This window comes from Nonomuraea sp. NPDC049625, assembly GCF_040675285.1.
Lineage (GTDB): Bacteria > Actinomycetota > Actinomycetes > Streptosporangiales > Streptosporangiaceae > Nonomuraea > Nonomuraea angiospora_A.
This window is the reverse complement of sequence record NZ_JBFAOQ010000010.1, coordinates 213,537-228,473: the sequence shown is the minus strand read 5'-3', so window position 1 is coordinate 228,473 and position 14,937 is coordinate 213,537. Positions and strand designations below refer to the sequence as shown.

Here is a 14,937-nt window from a genome sequence, read left to right as displayed (position 1 = left end):
CTCTCTCTCGCCCGGCGTCTGCTCCTGGGCGCGGGCCTGCCAGGGGGGGGGCTTCCTCCCGCGCCGGGGGGGGGGGGGGGGGGGGCCGCCCCCCCCCCCCCCCCCCCCACCACCGTGAATCGCGCCCGCCCGGGAGCTTCAAGGAGCGCGTCACCCTCGGTCGGCCCGCCCGGGCGCGGACGGCTGATAGGGCTCTCGCGTCCCGCCGGTACGCGAGGGCAGCAGCACGACGATGAGTACGGCCCCGAGCGCCACGCAGATCGCGCCCGCCGTGAGCCCACCCGAGTAGCCCATGACGGCCAGCGCGGCCACCCCGACGGCGCCACCGACCTGCTGGACCGAGGTGAACAGGGCCGAACCGAGACCGGCGTCCTCCTCGGTGGTGCCGTCGACCGCGGTCGCGGCCATGACGGGCAGGCTCAGCCCGTTGCCCACACTCAGGACGAGCATGCCGGGCAGGACATGGGCGGCATAGGAGTCGCCCGCCGCCACGCCGGACAGCAGCAGCAAACCGGCGATGTTGATCAGGAAGGCGAGCAGGAGCGCCCAGCGCGTCCCGATCCTGAGGGAGATGCGGGAGGACAGCCACATGCCCGCCAGGATGCCGCCGCCGTAGGGCAGATAGGCGATGCCGGCCAGGAGCGGGCTGTATCCCAGAGCGGTCTGAACCTGGATCATCAGTAGGAACGACATCGCGTACATCGCCATCGAGAACAGCAGGGTCGCGCCGTTGGCGACCGCCCGCGTCCGTGAGGCCAGGAACGATCTGGGCACCAACGGCGCTTCCGCCCGCGATTCGGCCACCAGGAACACCACCGCCAAGGCGGCGGAGAGCCCGACGGCGCCGATGACGAGCGGATCGCTCCAGCCGGTCTCTCCGGTCCGCAGCAACCCGTACACCAGCGACACCGCGGCCCCCGTGACCAGGACCGCGCCGGGAACGTCGAGGCTGCGCCGCCCGGGGGCGCGGGACTCGGGGACCAGGCGGGGCAGCGACGCCAGGGCCACGGCGACGACGGGAAGGTTGATCAGGAAGATCCAGCGCCAGGACACCAGGTCGGTCAGCGCCCCGGACAGCACCAGGCCCGAGGTCCCGCCGAGGGCCGCGATGCCGCCCCAGACACCCAGCGCCCTGGCCCGCTCCTCCTGCCCCGGATACAGCAACGTGATCATCGACATCGCCGCAGGGCTGGCCATCGCAGAACCCGCTCCCTGCACGAACCTCCCGACTACGAGCTGCCACGGCTCCTGCGCCAGCCCGCACGCCAGACTGGCCACCCCGAACAGCGCCACCCCGATGAGGAAGACGCGGCGGCGGCCCAGCAGATCGGCCATCCGGCCGCACAGCAGCAGCAAACCGCCGAAGGCCAGGAAGTAGGCGTTGACGACCCAGGGCAATCCGGACGCGGTGAAGCCCAGCTCATCGCGGATGCTGGGCAGGGCCACGCTCACGACGGTGTCATCGAGAACAAGCATGAACTGGACAAGACACAACACAATCATCGGCACCCGACGACGCTATGATCCGCCGCATTTGGCCACAATTCGCGATGGGGCCAGACTATGTCGCATGGAGGACATGGCCGGCGCGATTATCGTGGGGCACTTCCCGCTGACCTCGGGAGAGTGGATCCCCCCGCACAATCACACCCACCACCAGCTCGCCTGGACCCGGCGCGGCGTCCTGAGCGTCGAAGTGGGCGAGGTGTACTGGGTCCTGCCGCCCACCCGGGCACTGTGGCTGCCCGCGGGCGTCACCCACGCGACCGGCGCGACCCGCGACGCCGTACTGTGCAGCCTCTATCTGGCGCCGGAGCGCTGCCCGCTGGACTGGCCCGAGCCCACCGCGGTCGGCGTGGACGGCCTGCTGGCCGAGCTGATCGGGTACCTGGCCCGTACCGACCTCGCCGACGACGCGCGGTTGCGCGCGGAGGCCGTGCTGCCCGACCTGCTGCGCCCGCTGCCCACCCGCCCCATCGACGTGCCGCAGCCCACCGACGAGCGGGTCCAGGTGGTGACGGCCGCCCTGCTGGCCGACCCCGCCGACCCGCGCAGCCTGGAGGCGCACGCCCGCGCGGCGGGCGTGAGCAGGCGGACGTTGACCCGGCTGTTCGTGCGCGACGTGGGCATGAGCTTCGACCATTGGCGTACGCAGGTACGGTTGCGCGCCGCCCTGCCGCTGCTGGCCGAGGGCCAGCCGGTGTCGCGGGTGGCGCACAGCGTGGGGTACGCCACGGCGAGCGCGTTCCTGGCGGCCTTCCGCCGTACGGTCGGCACCACGCCCCGGCGCTACCTGCTCAGTCGTTGAATTCAAGCCTTGATCAGGCCGGGCGGCGGCTGCGATAGGCGGCGGTCTTGGCGCGAGCCGTACACGCGGCGCTGCAGTAACGACGCGACCCATTACGGGTCAGATCGATGTAGACCGCCTCGCACTGGTGCGCCTGGCACTCCCCGAAGCGGTCCGGGCCGAAGCCGTCCACGATGAGGGCCAGCGCTGTGGCGAACTCACCGCCCAGTCCCTCCACCTGGGTGCCGTCCGAGCCGTGGAAGTGCAGGTGGAACGGCTGGCCGACATCCTCGACCAGGTACGGCTGCGCACCGTACCTGCGGATCATGGCGTTGATGCGGGCGGCCTGCTCGGCCGGTTGCTCGGCCAGGAGCGCTTGCCGCAGCTCGGCGGCCAGCTCGGCCAGGCGCCGCCCCGCGTCCGGGACGGCGCGCAGGGCCGCACTCGTACTGTCGCCGAGATGGGCGGCGAACGTCGTCGCGAGGTCGTCGCCCGCCAGTGGCCGCACCGAGGCCCCGCCCCGCCGGTATGCCGTGGCCAGGTTGACCAACTCGGCGATCAGCGGCGCCTGCCGAGTCACGTTACAGGCTATCTCCACTTGACCAGTAACACCCTTCCGTGTGTCATAGGCGTAATCCAGTTAGATGGTAACGGAGTCCGCCATGTTCGCACCTTATCGCCGCCTGTTCGCCCTGCCGGGCGTCCCGCACCTGCTCGTCGCCGGGCTCATCGTCAAGCTGGGCACGCCCGTGCTCAGCCTCGCCCTGCTGCTGGCCGCCGTCGACCGGCTCGGCTCCTACGCCACCGCCGGCCTCGTGCTCACCGGCCACGCGCTGACCCTGGCCCTGTGCGCGCCCATCGGCGGACGCATCGCCGACCGGTACGGCCCCCGCCCCGCGCTGACGGGCTACCTGGTCACCCACGCCCTCGCCTACGCTCTCCTCCTGCTCGCCCCGCCCGCCTTGATGATCGGCGCCGCCGTACTGCTCGGCGCCACCACCTTGCCCGCCGGATCCGTCATCAGAACCGCCTGGCCACGCCTCGTCCCCGCCACCTCCCTGCCCACCGCCTACGCGGTCGACAACGCCGTCAACGAGCTGACCTTCATCGCCGGCCCCCTGCTCGTGCCGATCCTGACCTGGACCGTCCCCGCCCAGGGCGTGGTGGCTGCCGCCGGCGCCGCCGTCCTGCTCGGCACCGCGCTGCTGCTGGCCTCCCCTGCGATACGACAGAGCGCTTCCACCACGCCGGGCAGGCTCCATCTGGCCGGGCCGCTCACCCACCGGCCGGTTCTCGTGCTGCTGACCATCGCCGCCTTGGGCACGTTCACCTTCGGCTGCCTGCGCATCGCCACGGTCGCCTCGGCCACCGTCTTCGGCTCCGCTTCCTCCGCCGGCCTACTGATGGGCCTGCTGTCGGCCGGCGCCCTCCTGGGCACCCTCGGGTACGGCGCGCGTGCGTGGCCCGTCACCAGCGGGCGCCTGCTGGTCCTGCTCCCGCTCGCCGAGGCGGCCGTCCTGCTCACCGGAGGCTGGGCACCCGGCTTCATGACACTCGCCGTACTGATCACTCTTGTCGGGCTGGTGACCGGGCCACGCGACGCGGTCGTGCCGACCCTGCTCGCCGAACACGCCCCCGCCCGCTACCGCACCGAGGTCTTCGCCTGGCTCAACACCTTCACCTGGGCCGGCTACGGCCTGGGCACCGCCGTCGCCGGCCGGCTCACCGGCCCCCACGACACCGGCGCGGCCGCCTTCGGCGCCGCCGCGATCGCAGCCATGGCAGGTGCCATCCTGGCCGCCGTCGCCGGTCGGATCGCCTCGCCCCTGTCGGCACCCGCCACGGTCCCGGCCGAAGGTGAATCTGATCACGTGACCGACAACTGATCGTCGGCAGGCTTGCCGGGCCACGACCACGGACGGAGCCGGTGGCACGGACCCAAGCGAGGCCTCGACACCTGCGCATCGGGCTACGCCCGCGACCGCACTGTCCCCGCTGGGCCATGCTCATCTGAACCGCCTGGGCCGCTACGCGATCGCTTGCCTCGGCCCCGGCGAAGGACCTGCGGCCGCTGCCGCATGAGGATGCCGCCACGGTCGTGGGTGAGAACCGCGTTTGAACCGCCGGACTGCCGCACCCCCGTATGTGACAGAACGGAAAGGAGGCCATCAGTCAGACGTCGCCGAACATAAGGTTCCTGTCGCTCTCCGACGTCGCGGCGGGCGATCAGCCGGTCGATCGCGGTCCTGGAGTGGGCGGGGTCCGGCTGTCGGGCGCCGCCAGTCGCTTGGCCCAGGCGGGCACGGCCGGGGCGACCTGACCGCGCTTGCGAAACCAGACCAGCCAGGACAGCATCGCGGCGCGACGGGTGTTCCAGGTGTTGACCGCCGCGCCGTCCCACAGCGTTTCCAGGGCATCGCCGATCTCGTCATCGACCACCACCGCGGGCGGGGGCGTGGTCCTGCCGACGCCGGCGGCGTAGGCGCGTACGGTGTTGGAGTTGCCCAGCCGCGGCAGCACCATCCCGTCGTCCGCCACCCTCAGAGCGTGCGTAGGGAATCCTGGCCAGCGCCGACAGCGCGATTGGGCTGAGGCCGTACGCGCGGATAGGTGCCGCCCGGCGCCGTCCGGGTGCTACTGAGGTTCGTGCGCGACGCCGCAGCGTCACAGAGTGGACACAGGAGCCGTGGGGTTGTGGGGGCTGTCGCCGTGGTCAGCGCTGTGCCAGCAGGCGTGATGCCGCCTCTCGTGCGAGGCCGGCAGCGGTCGGGTCGCCGAGGCCGACGCGGACGCAGGCGGCTCCGTCAGCGAGCGTGAGCAGGGTGGCCGCGACTGCGTCAGGGGCCGTCTCCCCCGCCGCGGCGGCGAGTTCGGCGAGGTAGCGGAGGATTTCGCGCTTGTGGTCGCGGATCGCGAGACGCACCGGGGTGATCGGCGTCGGGGTTGGGCGGGTCAGCAGGATGCGCAAGGACCGGGTGCTGCTCACCGGGGATGCGGCGTTCGTAGTCCGACCCGCACACGGCGGCCAGCGCGGAGAAGTCGGCCACAGACGCCATCGCCCTTTTCGCCGCCCTGGGGCAGTTCCCATCCGTGGACGCCGCCCTGCAGGCGTGGGAGAAGGACCGGCTCGCCGAAGGAGCCGCCCTCTACCGGCACGGCGTAAGCCTCGGGCACCGGCTGGGCCTCAGCGCTCCCGCGGCGATGCCCGACCGAATCGGCTGACACAGCGTTCCCGGGCCGGCCCCGGGCGGGCCGTACAGGGCGAGCACCGCGTGCCGCCGGACTCCGCCGCCCTGCTCGGAACGCCTCGCCCGGGTCAGGACACTGGCGGAGACCCTCAACCCGCGCGCCGCCTGACCAGACCCTCGGCCATCTGGCTTGGCTCGGTGAACACGGCGCCGCTGGGCATAGGCCAAAGCTGCCTTTGCCGTCTTCACCTGGGATCATTTCTTCCCGCTGTCCGGCGACCCGGACGGGCGGCACTTCGAGTGCTGGACGGCGCTCGCCGACTGGGCCGAGTCCGCCTCACGAGCACACACCCAACAGCAGTCACGCGCCCTGGCGTCCGACGCGTCATCGGACGTGAGGCAGGCGGCAACCTTTCCGATCTCGTGCAACTCCCCCAACGGTCGAGCGGCACCAGCAATGTATCGCTGACCGTCCGATCGGGTCAGAGAGGGCACCGTCCCCGGCGCGGCACCTGGAGCAGCAGACCGAGCAGGCGTGGTGCCTGACGCTCGTGACCAACTCCGTGGTCGCATGGGCGACGGAGTTTTACGGCCTGGCCGTGGACTCGATGCGCGCCACCGGGCGGCGCGTCGACGATGAGGTGCTGGCCCAGCTTGGCCCCACTGGCTTCCGGCCCGACCTACGGTCCTGCATGATCCACTGCTTGCCCTCTACCGGACGTCTTGCAGAAGGCGGTGACGGTCCTGCGCCAGGCCGCCCCGTCACCGTGATGAGGCGATAACTGGCTTCAGATACGAGGCCGAAGGGTGCGCCGGACGGCGACACCGCCCAATGCGAGAGCGGGGATGAGCAGGATTCCCGCTTCGGTCCATTGGAACCGCCAGAACCTGTTCGCGGGGTGGAATTCGGCCACCTGTCGGTAGCCATGGCTGAATGAGCACTTGGCGTACTTCTTGGTCGTCTCGTCTGTCCCGCAAGGGCCGGCGAGCGCGAGCGCTACGTCCTGAGAGGTGAACTTCACGCCGCTCTTGTCGATCCAATAGTCGGTCACAGACAGGGAGTCTTCCGGTACGAGCTCGTCCATGACCTTGGCCTGCACGGCTCGCTCCGGCGGCGCGTAGGAGGACGGCGCCCTGAGGAGTCCGAAGAATGCCAACGCGCACACCGCCAGGGTCACCGCCATCGCCGGCAGCGTCCGCCGGAACAGCGCGCCCGTGGCCATGCCGAGCACGAACGCGGCCAGCCACCACGCCGCCGGAACGATGCCGACAAGACGGAACCATCTCAAGTCGAAGCGGTCGACGTTGTAGGGAGGGACGTCGAAGGCGGCCAGCCACGGACCCACGATGCCGGCCAGCGCCAGCCCGCCGAGCGTGACCGCGGCACCGAGGCCGACGATTTTGGCCGCCAACCAGCGGCGGCGCGTCACCGACTGGGTCCAGGTGAGCTGGTGCGTGCCCTGTTCGAACTCCCGGGCCAGGAGCGGAGCCCCCCAGAAAGCGCCGATCATTGCCGGGGCCAGCAGCGGAAGCCAGCCGAGGAGTTCACCCACCAGCCGTATGCGCTCGTTCATCTCCACGAGGTAGGCGCTGCACGCGGGCGTGTCCATCACACAGTCGGCCGCCGGAGCGTTCTGGGCGGCGAAATCCGCCGCGCCCAGACCGCTGACGAGCAGAACCGCGCCGAGGACGGCCAGCAGCGCCGTGGTGACGAGCACCTGCATGCGATGCTGCCGCCAGGTAAGCCACAACACTTCCAGGTCTCCTAGCAGTCAGGAAATGGTCAGGGTCGGACGAGGCAATGAGGTTGTGTCGGGGCGGCGCAGGTAGGCCAGCACCAGCTCCTCCAGGCTCACACCGGACTCTCTCCATCGCGGGTCGTGCAACGGCGTTCCCGAGCCGATGCGAGCCAGCAGGTCGGCCTGCCGTTCGCTGCGGCTGTCGCTGATCACCGGCACCCGGGCTGCCATCCCGTCGGCGAGCTCGGCCGGACCGGACAGCATCCGGTGAGTGGCGAGCAGCTCGTCGACCTCGCCGCTGATCTGGACCTGGCCGCGGTTGAGCACCACCAGCCAGTCGCAGGCGTTGGTCAGGTCGGACACCACGTGGGAGGACAGCACGACGGTCATCTGCGTCTCGGCCACCGCCGCCATCAGGGAGCGCATGACGTCGTGCCGGGCCACCGGGTCGAGGTTGGCCAGCGGCTCGTCCATGACCAGCAGCTCCGGCCGCTTGGCCACGGCGATGGTCAGCGCGACCTGCGCCTGCTGACCCCCGGAAAGCTTGCCGACCTTGCGGTTCAGCGGGATGTCCAGTTCCGCCAGCCGCTGCCGGGCCAGGGCGTCGTCCCACCCCGGATTGAGATGGTGTCCGAAGCGGAGCATCTCAGCGACGGTGAAGCCGTCGTAGAGGGGTTTGTCCTGGGCCAGGAACGCCACCCGCGCGAGGGCCTCCGCCCGCTGCCCGACCGGCTCGCCGAAGACACGCACGCTGCCCCGGGTGGGGGCGATCAACCCGGCGACCAGGTGCAGGAACGTGGACTTGCCCGCGCCGTTCGGTCCTACGAGCGCGACGACCCGGCCGGCGGGCACGGACAGCGTGCACTCGCGCAACGCCCACGTGCCCCGATACCGCTTGGCGAGCCTCACGGCCTCCAGAGCCGCCGGGCTCTGTGCGGGGGCGGTGAGCTCACCGGATCCGCCGCCGAACATCCCCACTGTCCAATCCGCCGTCATGCGATCCCCTCCTGGGGGAAGTCAGCGAGCACCGAGGCGAACAGCGCCTCCATATCCCCTTGGTCGAGCCCCGCTTCACGGCAGCCGCGCACCCATTGGGCGAGGTCACGGCGGAACCGGGTGTGATCGGCCGTGGATCCGCCGCCCAGGGACCGCTGCACAAACGTGCCCAACCCGGGCCGGCCGACGACGAGGCCCTCGTTTTCCAGCTCGCGGTAGGCCTTGGCCACCGTGTTCGGATTGATCGCGAGGTCGCTGACGACCTCTTTGATCGTCGGCAGCCGATCGCCCGGCATGAGCGCACCGAGCCGCAAGGCGTGTTTGACCTGATGCACCAGTTGCAGATAGGTCGCCACACCAGAGCTTGGATCGAGGCGAAACTTGATCACCACAATACCCTTTTCCTATTTGATTAGTAAAAGGGTATTAGCCGCCCACGATCTTCGTCAACTCGGCCTCCTGGCCTCTCGCGCGGGTCGTCGTCGTCTCTTCCCGTGAGCCCCAGATTCGGCCCGCACTGCCAGCCGCAAAGCAGCTCTGCGTGACAGCGGCGACGGACTGCGGTTCGCAGAAACGAAGAGCGGCGCCCGTGCCCGCGCTGCCTGGTCGAGCCCGGCTCGCCGTGTCGGTCGCGCTCCGGCACCGTCGCCGGCGCCTACCACGCCGGGCGGTTCACCAAAATCCCTCGGCCGGCGAAGCTGCTGCGCGTGCCGACCCCGACCGACCGCGGGCCGGGGCTGCTGTGGCGGCCAGGCGCCCCGCCTCCGACGCCGTTCCTCGCTGACACCCCGGCCACGGACATCCGCGTCGCCTACGCCCGCCGCTCCCGCCTCACCCAGGAACTTCAGTCCCAGCTGGACGCGCTGACCGCACACGGCATCCCGCGCGAGAAGATCTTCGCCGAGAAGGTATCCACTCGCGTGCGGGTTCGCCCGAAGTTCGAAGCCGCCCTGGAGGCCTGCCGCGCGATCAAGGCGCACGCCCCGCCGCACTGCCGAGTCATCCTCACCGTGTACGAGATGAAGCGGCTGGGCCGGGACTCGGCTGAGTTGACCGCGCCGGCCGACCACCTCACCGCGCACGGCATCGCCCTGGAGATGCTCGCCGGGCCGCTGACCGGGAGCTACGACCCATCCGGCGCAGGGCGGGTACTGTTCGCATTCTTCGCCGCAATGGCCGAGAGCGAACGCGAGAACATCCGCGAGGCCACGCTGGAAGGCCTGCATGCCGCCGCCCGCAAGGGAAACCACGGCGGACGCCCGCCAGTGATCACCGACATGCTGCACACCGTGCTCCGCCGCCGCGCGAACGGCGAATCGGTGGAGGAGATCCGCCCGGACCTGATCATCCCCACCGGCAAGCGCAAGGGACAGCACCCTAGCCTGGCGAGCATCTACCGGGCACCGGCCGAGCACAACAAGCGGCAGGCGTATCCCAAGGTCGTGGAGCAGGCCCATACCGACTTCGCCTTCCTCCAAGCGAGCACCTGATCGGCACGGCCAATCGGCCGCATCATCGCCGGCCGGCGATACCCGCCCGATTCTCGGCGGCAACCACGGCTACCCCCTTGGGGGGTCAGCCCACATAAGCCCAAAACCCACATTGGGGTGATCTTGAAGGGTTGAACGGCGAGGTTGATGAAGCTGTGATCTTCTCTTCCTGTTGTGTGCGTGTTCGTCTCGCTACGGTGTGTCTCGTCCGTTGGCGGGGTGAGCCGGGAGGCGTGTGCGGTGACGTCGGTGGAGCGGACCGCCTACCGGGTGTTCCCGCGGTTGGTGATGACGCGTGAGCTGTACCTCTCCTACTCGCCCTCGGACGAGGAGACGGTGTGGGCGCGGGAGAAGACCGACACCGATGAGCACTTGCTGGCGCTGATGCTCGCGCTGAAGTGTTTTCAGCGGCTGGGCCGTTTCGCCAAGGCCCGCGAGGTTCCGCCGGTGGTGGTGGAGCATGTACGGCGGTGCCTGGAGCTGGGCGAGGATGTTGTGCCGGTGTATGCCTCACCGCGGACGGCTGAGTCGCATCGGGTGCTGGTGCGGCGCCGCGAGGGAGTGGGCTACGCGCCGGGCAAGGCCCGTAAGATCGCAGCCAAGGCGATGACCCGGGCGGCGTGGGTGAAGAACCATCCGCCCGACCTGATCAACGTCGCGTTGGAGCGGCTGGCTCAGGCCCGGCTGGAGCCGCCGGCGTTCTCCACGCTGGACAGGATGGAGTCGACGATCCGCGGTCAGGTCAACGGGCAGATCTTCGAGACGATCTGGCGGCGGCTGAGCGCCCAGGACCGCGCCCGGCTCGCGGCGTTGCTGGTGGTCGGGCCGGGCGGCAAGAGCGATCTGGATCGATTGAAGAAACCGGCGCGCAGGGCGAGCTGGTCGAAGTTCAAAGCTCAGGCCGCGCACCTGGCCTGGGTGGAGGGAATCTGCGACACCGAGACGGTGCTGGAGGGCATTGCCGCCTCGAAGATCGCCGACTTCGCAGGGGAGGCGGATGCGGTTGATGCCGATGTGCTGGCCCGCACCTACAGCGTGGAGGCCAAGCGGATCGCGCTGCTGGTGTGCCTGGTCCATACCGCGCAGGCGCGGGCACGCGATGACCTGGCCGCGATGTTGTGCAAGCGGATGGCGGCCACCGCCAAGAAGGCCAAGGCCAAGTTGGAGGAGATCCACCAGCGGCAGCGGCAGGTGGTGGAGAACCTGATCGGAACCTACCGGGGCGTGCTGCAGGGCTTGGTGCCGGGCGGGCCGGTGGAGCGGCCGCGCAGCTGGCCGACATCGAGAGGTGACGGCCTACCAGCACGACAACCACGAGCTGCTCATCCAGCAGTTCTTCAAGGCCGACCGCTCCACCGTGCTCGCTCTGGCCGCGGTGCTGAGGTTCAAGGCGACATCGGCCGACCGCAGCGTGCTGGACGCGCTGCAGCATGCTCTCACCTACTGGAGCAAGACCCGCGACTTCATCCCCGGCTGGGACGCCGATGGCCGTCGCCTGGATCTGGGGTTTGCCTCGGCCAACTGGCAGCGTGCCATCTCTGACCGCAAGCAGCCGGGCATGCTGGTCAAACGGCACTTCGAGGCGATGGTGTTCGCCTACCTGGCCGAGGAGCTGCGCACCGGCGATATCGCGGTGGACGGGGCCGCGGAGTACGGCGACTGGAGCTCGCACCTGCTGAGCTTCGATGAGTGCAGGCCGCTGCTGGCGGCCTACTGCGCCGAGGCGGGGCTGCCGGAGAGCGCGGCCGAGTTCGTGGCGGAGTTGAAGGAGCGCCACCGCCAGGCCGCCGAGCATCTGGATGCCGGCTACGCCGACAACGAGGACTTGACGTTTGCCAAGGACGGCACCCCGACGCTCAAGCGGCTGGGCGGGCTCGGTACCAGCGTGGCCGCGACCAAGCTAGGGGCGGAGATCAAAGCGCGGATGCCCGAGCGCACGCTGATCGAGATCGTCTCGCGCACCGCGTACTGGCTGGGCTGGCATCGGCACTTCGGGCCTGCTTCCGGCCACGACAACAAGCTGAAGAAGCCGCAGGAACGCTACGTGCTGACCACGTTCGCGTGCGGGTCGAACATGGGCCCGGCCGAGGCGGCCCGGCACATCGAGGGGATCACCGCGCACGAGATCTCGCTGGCCAAGAACCGGCACATCACCTTGGCCAAGCTGAACAAGGCGATCACTGATGTGGTCAACGCCTTCGCTCAGCTGGACGTGGTCAAGGCTTGGGGCGATGGCAGCAGCGTGGGCACCGACGGCACCCAGGTCGACACTTGCATCGACAACCTGCTCGCCGAGACCTCGATCCGGTACGGAGGGTTCGGCGGGATTGCTTACCATTACGTATCGGACAACTACATTGCGTTGTTTTCCAGATTTGTGCCGTGCGGGGCGTGGGAGGCTATCTACATCATCGACGGGCTGCTGGCCAACGCCTCGGAGGTTCAGCCCAAGACCGTGCATGCCGACACGCAAGGTCAGTCGTTCCCTGTCTTCACGTTGGCGCACTTATTCGGGTTCGATCTGATGCCGCGTATCCGCAACTGGAAGGGCCTGACCTTCTTTCAGCACACCGACCAGGTCGCCTACCACCACATCGACTCCCTGTTTCGCGGGGAGGGCGGGAACCGCAACATCATCGACTGGGACCTGGTGAAGAAGATGTGGCCCGACCTCATGCGGGTGGCGATCTCCATCCGCGAGGGCAGGCTCAACTCCGTCACCCTGCTGCGCCGGCTGGGCTCCCACTCCCGCAAGAACGAGATCTACCGGGCCTTTCGCGAGGTCGGGCGTAGCGTGCGCACCGTGGCGCTGCTTCGTTTCCTGGCCGATCCCGCGCTGCGGCGGCGCATCACCGCGGTCACCAACAAGGTCGAGGGGTTCAACGGTTTCTCCGGCTGGCTGCGCTTCGGCAACGACGGCGTCATCGCCGACAACGATCCAGCCGAGCAGGAGAAGATGATCAAATTCAACTCGTTGCTGGCCAACTGCGTGATCTTCCACACGGCGCTGGACATGACTGATGTGCTGCGTCAGCTGCTGGCCGAGGGCTGGCAGCCCGAGCAGGGCAAGGAGATCACCGCCGCCGACATCGCGCAGCTGTCGCCCTATCTGACTGCGCACATCAGCCGGTTCGGGCTGTATGCCACCGACGTACTGCGCTTGCGCCCCGACGACTTCGACCCCGACCTACCCGCGATCGACTTCACCGCCTTGGCCGAGGCGGCGTAGACGGCAAGCAGGCCAGAGGCAAGCGCTGGGGATCGTGGTGAGGCGTTTCGGGCGGCAGGGGCAAGGCTGAACATAGGCACGGCGCTCTCGCCGATCTTGGCGTCGGCTGGTGGGCGCTTTTCCACGGTGTGGCCGTTCCTGTCGCTGCTGACCCAGGTCGTCGACTTCGGCGCGAGCCCGGAAGGGGCGCCGGTGCTGAAGGCCTTCAAGGCGCTGCTGGAGCTGATGGGCCGGAAGAAGGTCACCGGGAGGAAGGAGATAGCCGCCGACCCCGGCCGTTGTCTGGCGGCACACGGCCGCCGGACAAGGTCGCCCACCGACGAAATCAGACGTCTTCGCGCAGGTACAGGTCGCGCAGCAGGCCGATTTCGCCGCCGTGATGTGTGACCTCTTTCAGAGCGTGCAGCGCGAGCTTCAGATAGGTCTCATCGGCCCAACCGCCGGGGCCCATGCCTATCGGCGCCAGCAGGCGCTTGTCGCCGAGGGCTGCGATACGGGAGATGAAGTGCTCCCAGTCCTCGGCCAGCGCCTGGACGCCATCCTTCGCGGTGCCCGGCCACTCGTGGCGGTCGCCGAGCTCGGGGACGTCCTCGAAGCAGTAGATCACGTAGCCGCGCAGGCAGAGGTTGCCGATGTGCCAGATGCGCCAGGCGATTGTCGTGACGGGGTCCGGTTCCTCCGGGCCCGATTCCGGAAAGAGCGTGGCGACGCGGAAGACACCGTCGTCGCCGGGGCGGATGCTGATGCAGTCGCTGACCGGCTCCCAGTGATACTCGGCGTCGGTCAGGCCCTCTAAGCGCCCGAACAGCCGGGATCGCACGCCTTCAAAGGTCGCGAGAACGTCGCGGGTGACGGGGTCGGTCACGATCATGTCAGCCATGTCAGCTCCAGGGCTCGGTGGTTTCGGGTCGGTCGGGATGATCAGGATCGACGGGTCGGGCGGCTCGGTCACGTGTCGCCGCCTCGGCGTGTGTCGCCGGGTGCGAACAGGCTGGTGAGTTCGGTGATGGCGTCCGGCGACGGCTTGAAGTAGCGGCGGACGTTCTCCGCCTTCTTGTGCCGCGACTTGGCCATCAACATCAGCAGGCTCGCCCCCTGCTCCCCGAGGTGGGTCAGCCCGGAGCGCCGGAACCCCTGCAGATCCCAGCCTGTGCCCGCCCCGTGCAGCGCGGTGTGCTCGTCCAGCAGGGCGCGGGCCTGGCCGTACGACAGCCGGGCCAACCCGGAATCCGGGCACACGTCCCGCGACGAGACGACCTTGCCCGGCCCGGGGCGGCGGTGAGTGACGAACACCGGGCCGCGGGTGCGGTTCTTCAGCAGCCGCGGCAGCAGCCGGGCGGTGCCGGCGTCCCAGTACACGGGCTCCAGCACGAAATCCTCGCGGGCCTGGCCGCGGCGGCGGGCCTTGGACCGCGCGCCTTTGGCCTTCACCAGCGCGCGGCGGCCGGCGAAGTCCAGGTCTTCGATGTTCAGCGGCAGGATCTCCTCCGCCCGCGCCACGGTCTCCTACAGCATCCGGTAGAAGCACTTCTTCCGCAGGTGCACATCGCGGCGGGCGATCAGTCGGTCGATCGCCCTCTTCGAGCGCGCCGGCGTCTCGGAGTCCGGCGGGGTCAAGCGCTTGGCCCCGGCCGGCACCTCCGGGCCGTCGAAGCCGCGCTCGGCGCACCAGGAGAGCCAGGACAGCACCGCCGCCCGGCGGGCGTTCCAGGTGTTCACCGCCGTCGAGCCCCACAGCGCTTCGAGAGCCTCGCCGATCTCCTCGTCCGCGACCTGCCCGAGCGGCCGGCCCTCGCCGACCCGTTCGGCGGTCTTGCCGACCCCGATCGCGTAGTACCGCACCGTGTTCGGGTTGCCGAGCGCATCGAGGAAGGCGTCCGCGGCATCGCGGACGGTGAGCGCCTTCCCGGCGGGCAACTGCGCGACGGTGGCCACCGCTTCCCCCTTGCCACAGATAACAGGACCGCTTCGCGTAGCGGCCTGGAACCGTCGCCGCAGGTCGCGATCA

General features: G+C 69.7%; 17 protein-coding genes. 7 read left to right on the top strand and 10 right to left on the bottom strand.

Annotated elements, in window-relative coordinates; genetic code table 11:
- Positions 1 to 150: 150 nt before the first annotated feature.
- Entirely contained in the window at positions 151 to 1,503 is a 1,353-nt protein-coding gene (locus tag AB0J87_RS37965; protein WP_363974065.1) for an MFS transporter, read from the bottom strand.
- A gap of 67 nt (positions 1,504 to 1,570) precedes the next feature.
- Between AB0J87_RS37965 and AB0J87_RS37960 the strand changes: the two genes are divergently transcribed.
- A complete protein-coding gene (locus AB0J87_RS37960; RefSeq protein ID WP_363973591.1) occupies positions 1,571 to 2,308 on the top strand; it encodes a helix-turn-helix transcriptional regulator in 738 nt (245 codons plus the stop codon).
- Between the two features lie 13 nt (positions 2,309 to 2,321).
- Here AB0J87_RS37960 and AB0J87_RS37955 read toward each other — a convergent pair whose 3' ends face one another.
- Positions 2,322 to 2,867, bottom strand: a complete 546-nt coding sequence (locus AB0J87_RS37955) for a CGNR zinc finger domain-containing protein (RefSeq protein WP_363973587.1) — start codon at positions 2,865 to 2,867, stop codon at positions 2,322 to 2,324.
- An 82-nt stretch (positions 2,868 to 2,949) separates the two neighbouring features.
- On the opposite strand from AB0J87_RS37955, the gene AB0J87_RS37950 reads away from it, so the two are divergent.
- A complete protein-coding gene (locus tag AB0J87_RS37950; RefSeq protein WP_363973584.1) occupies positions 2,950 to 4,173 on the top strand; it encodes an MFS transporter in 1,224 nt (407 codons plus the stop codon).
- A gap of 340 nt (positions 4,174 to 4,513) precedes the next feature.
- Here the strand turns inward: AB0J87_RS37950 and AB0J87_RS37945 are convergent, their stop codons facing one another.
- Complete coding sequence (locus tag AB0J87_RS37945) at positions 4,514 to 4,825, bottom strand: hypothetical protein (RefSeq protein WP_363973581.1); 312 nt, start codon at positions 4,823 to 4,825, stop codon at positions 4,514 to 4,516.
- A gap of 175 nt (positions 4,826 to 5,000) precedes the next feature.
- A complete protein-coding gene (locus AB0J87_RS37940) occupies positions 5,001 to 5,255 on the bottom strand; it encodes a hypothetical protein (RefSeq protein ID WP_363973578.1) in 255 nt (84 codons plus the stop codon).
- Between the two features lie 122 nt (positions 5,256 to 5,377).
- On the opposite strand from AB0J87_RS37940, the gene AB0J87_RS37935 reads away from it, so the two are divergent.
- The gene (locus AB0J87_RS37935; protein ID WP_363973575.1) at positions 5,378 to 5,509 is read left to right on the top strand and encodes a hypothetical protein; all 132 of its coding nucleotides are present in this window, start codon (positions 5,378 to 5,380) and stop codon (positions 5,507 to 5,509) included.
- Between the two features lie 427 nt (positions 5,510 to 5,936).
- The gene (locus AB0J87_RS37930) at positions 5,937 to 6,257 is read left to right on the top strand and encodes a Tn3 family transposase (RefSeq protein WP_363974062.1); all 321 of its coding nucleotides are present in this window, start codon (positions 5,937 to 5,939) and stop codon (positions 6,255 to 6,257) included.
- 6 nt (positions 6,258 to 6,263) lie between these two features.
- Here the strand turns inward: AB0J87_RS37930 and AB0J87_RS37925 are convergent, their stop codons facing one another.
- Genes AB0J87_RS37925 through AB0J87_RS37915 form a run of 3 tightly spaced genes read right to left on the bottom strand, consistent with a single transcriptional unit; the run spans position 6,264 to position 8,599 of the window.
- Positions 6,264 to 7,199: an ABC transporter permease subunit gene (locus tag AB0J87_RS37925; RefSeq protein WP_363973572.1), complete on the bottom strand. Its 936-nt coding sequence runs from the start codon at positions 7,197 to 7,199 to the stop codon at positions 6,264 to 6,266.
- Positions 7,200 to 7,247: 48 nt separating this feature from the next.
- Positions 7,248 to 8,210 carry an ABC transporter ATP-binding protein gene (locus tag AB0J87_RS37920; RefSeq protein WP_363973569.1) on the bottom strand — a complete coding sequence of 321 codons (963 nt, stop codon included), beginning with the start codon at positions 8,208 to 8,210 and terminating at the stop codon, positions 7,248 to 7,250.
- Entirely contained in the window at positions 8,207 to 8,599 is a 393-nt protein-coding gene (locus AB0J87_RS37915; RefSeq protein WP_350730686.1) for a GntR family transcriptional regulator, read from the bottom strand. Before AB0J87_RS37915 ends, AB0J87_RS37920 begins: the two co-directional genes overlap by 4 nt.
- A 318-nt stretch (positions 8,600 to 8,917) precedes the next feature.
- Here AB0J87_RS37915 and AB0J87_RS37910 point away from each other — a divergent pair, with 318 nt between their 5' ends.
- The 3 genes from AB0J87_RS37910 (at position 8,918) to AB0J87_RS37900 (ending at position 12,929) form a co-directional block, all read left to right on the top strand.
- Entirely contained in the window at positions 8,918 to 9,700 is a 783-nt protein-coding gene (locus tag AB0J87_RS37910) for a recombinase family protein (RefSeq protein ID WP_363973565.1), read from the top strand.
- A 240-nt stretch (positions 9,701 to 9,940) separates the two neighbouring features.
- Positions 9,941 to 11,242 (top strand): DUF4158 domain-containing protein, encoded by a 1,302-nt coding sequence (locus AB0J87_RS37905; protein WP_363973562.1) that lies wholly within the window; start codon positions 9,941 to 9,943, stop codon positions 11,240 to 11,242.
- Positions 11,243 to 11,258: 16 nt separating this feature from the next.
- Entirely contained in the window at positions 11,259 to 12,929 is a 1,671-nt protein-coding gene (locus AB0J87_RS37900; RefSeq protein ID WP_363974059.1) for a transposase, read from the top strand.
- A 325-nt stretch (positions 12,930 to 13,254) separates the two neighbouring features.
- On the opposite strand, the gene AB0J87_RS37895 is transcribed toward AB0J87_RS37900, so the two are convergent.
- The 3 genes from AB0J87_RS37895 to AB0J87_RS37885 are packed head-to-tail and all read right to left on the bottom strand — an operon-like array spanning position 13,255 to position 14,864.
- Positions 13,255 to 13,881 carry a DinB family protein gene (locus AB0J87_RS37895; RefSeq protein ID WP_363973560.1) on the bottom strand — a complete coding sequence of 209 codons (627 nt, stop codon included), beginning with the start codon at positions 13,879 to 13,881 and terminating at the stop codon, positions 13,255 to 13,257.
- Positions 13,878 to 14,429, bottom strand: a complete 552-nt coding sequence (locus AB0J87_RS37890) for a hypothetical protein (RefSeq protein ID WP_363973557.1) — start codon at positions 14,427 to 14,429, stop codon at positions 13,878 to 13,880. The genes AB0J87_RS37895 and AB0J87_RS37890 overlap by 4 nt, the downstream gene beginning before the upstream one ends.
- Before the next feature lie 6 nt (positions 14,430 to 14,435).
- Positions 14,436 to 14,864: a hypothetical protein gene (locus AB0J87_RS37885; protein WP_363973554.1), complete on the bottom strand. Its 429-nt coding sequence runs from the start codon at positions 14,862 to 14,864 to the stop codon at positions 14,436 to 14,438.
- Between the last annotated feature and the right edge of the window lie 73 nt (positions 14,865 to 14,937).

Excerpts from the sequence above, each read along its gene's own strand:
- AB0J87_RS37965 (WP_363974065.1), bottom strand. The coding sequence starts at position 1,503 with ATGATTGTGTTGTGTCTTGTCCAGTTCATGCTTGTTCTCGATGACACC.
- AB0J87_RS37960 (WP_363973591.1), top strand. The coding sequence starts at position 1,571 with ATGGAGGACATGGCCGGCGCGATTATCGTGGGGCACTTCCCGCTGACC.
- AB0J87_RS37950 (WP_363973584.1), top strand. The coding sequence starts at position 2,950 with ATGTTCGCACCTTATCGCCGCCTGTTCGCCCTGCCGGGCGTCCCGCAC.
- AB0J87_RS37925 (WP_363973572.1), bottom strand. The coding sequence starts at position 7,199 with ATGCAGGTGCTCGTCACCACGGCGCTGCTGGCCGTCCTCGGCGCGGTT.
- AB0J87_RS37920 (WP_363973569.1), bottom strand. The coding sequence starts at position 8,210 with ATGACGGCGGATTGGACAGTGGGGATGTTCGGCGGCGGATCCGGTGAG.
- AB0J87_RS37900 (WP_363974059.1), top strand. The coding sequence starts at position 11,259 with ATGCTGGTCAAACGGCACTTCGAGGCGATGGTGTTCGCCTACCTGGCC.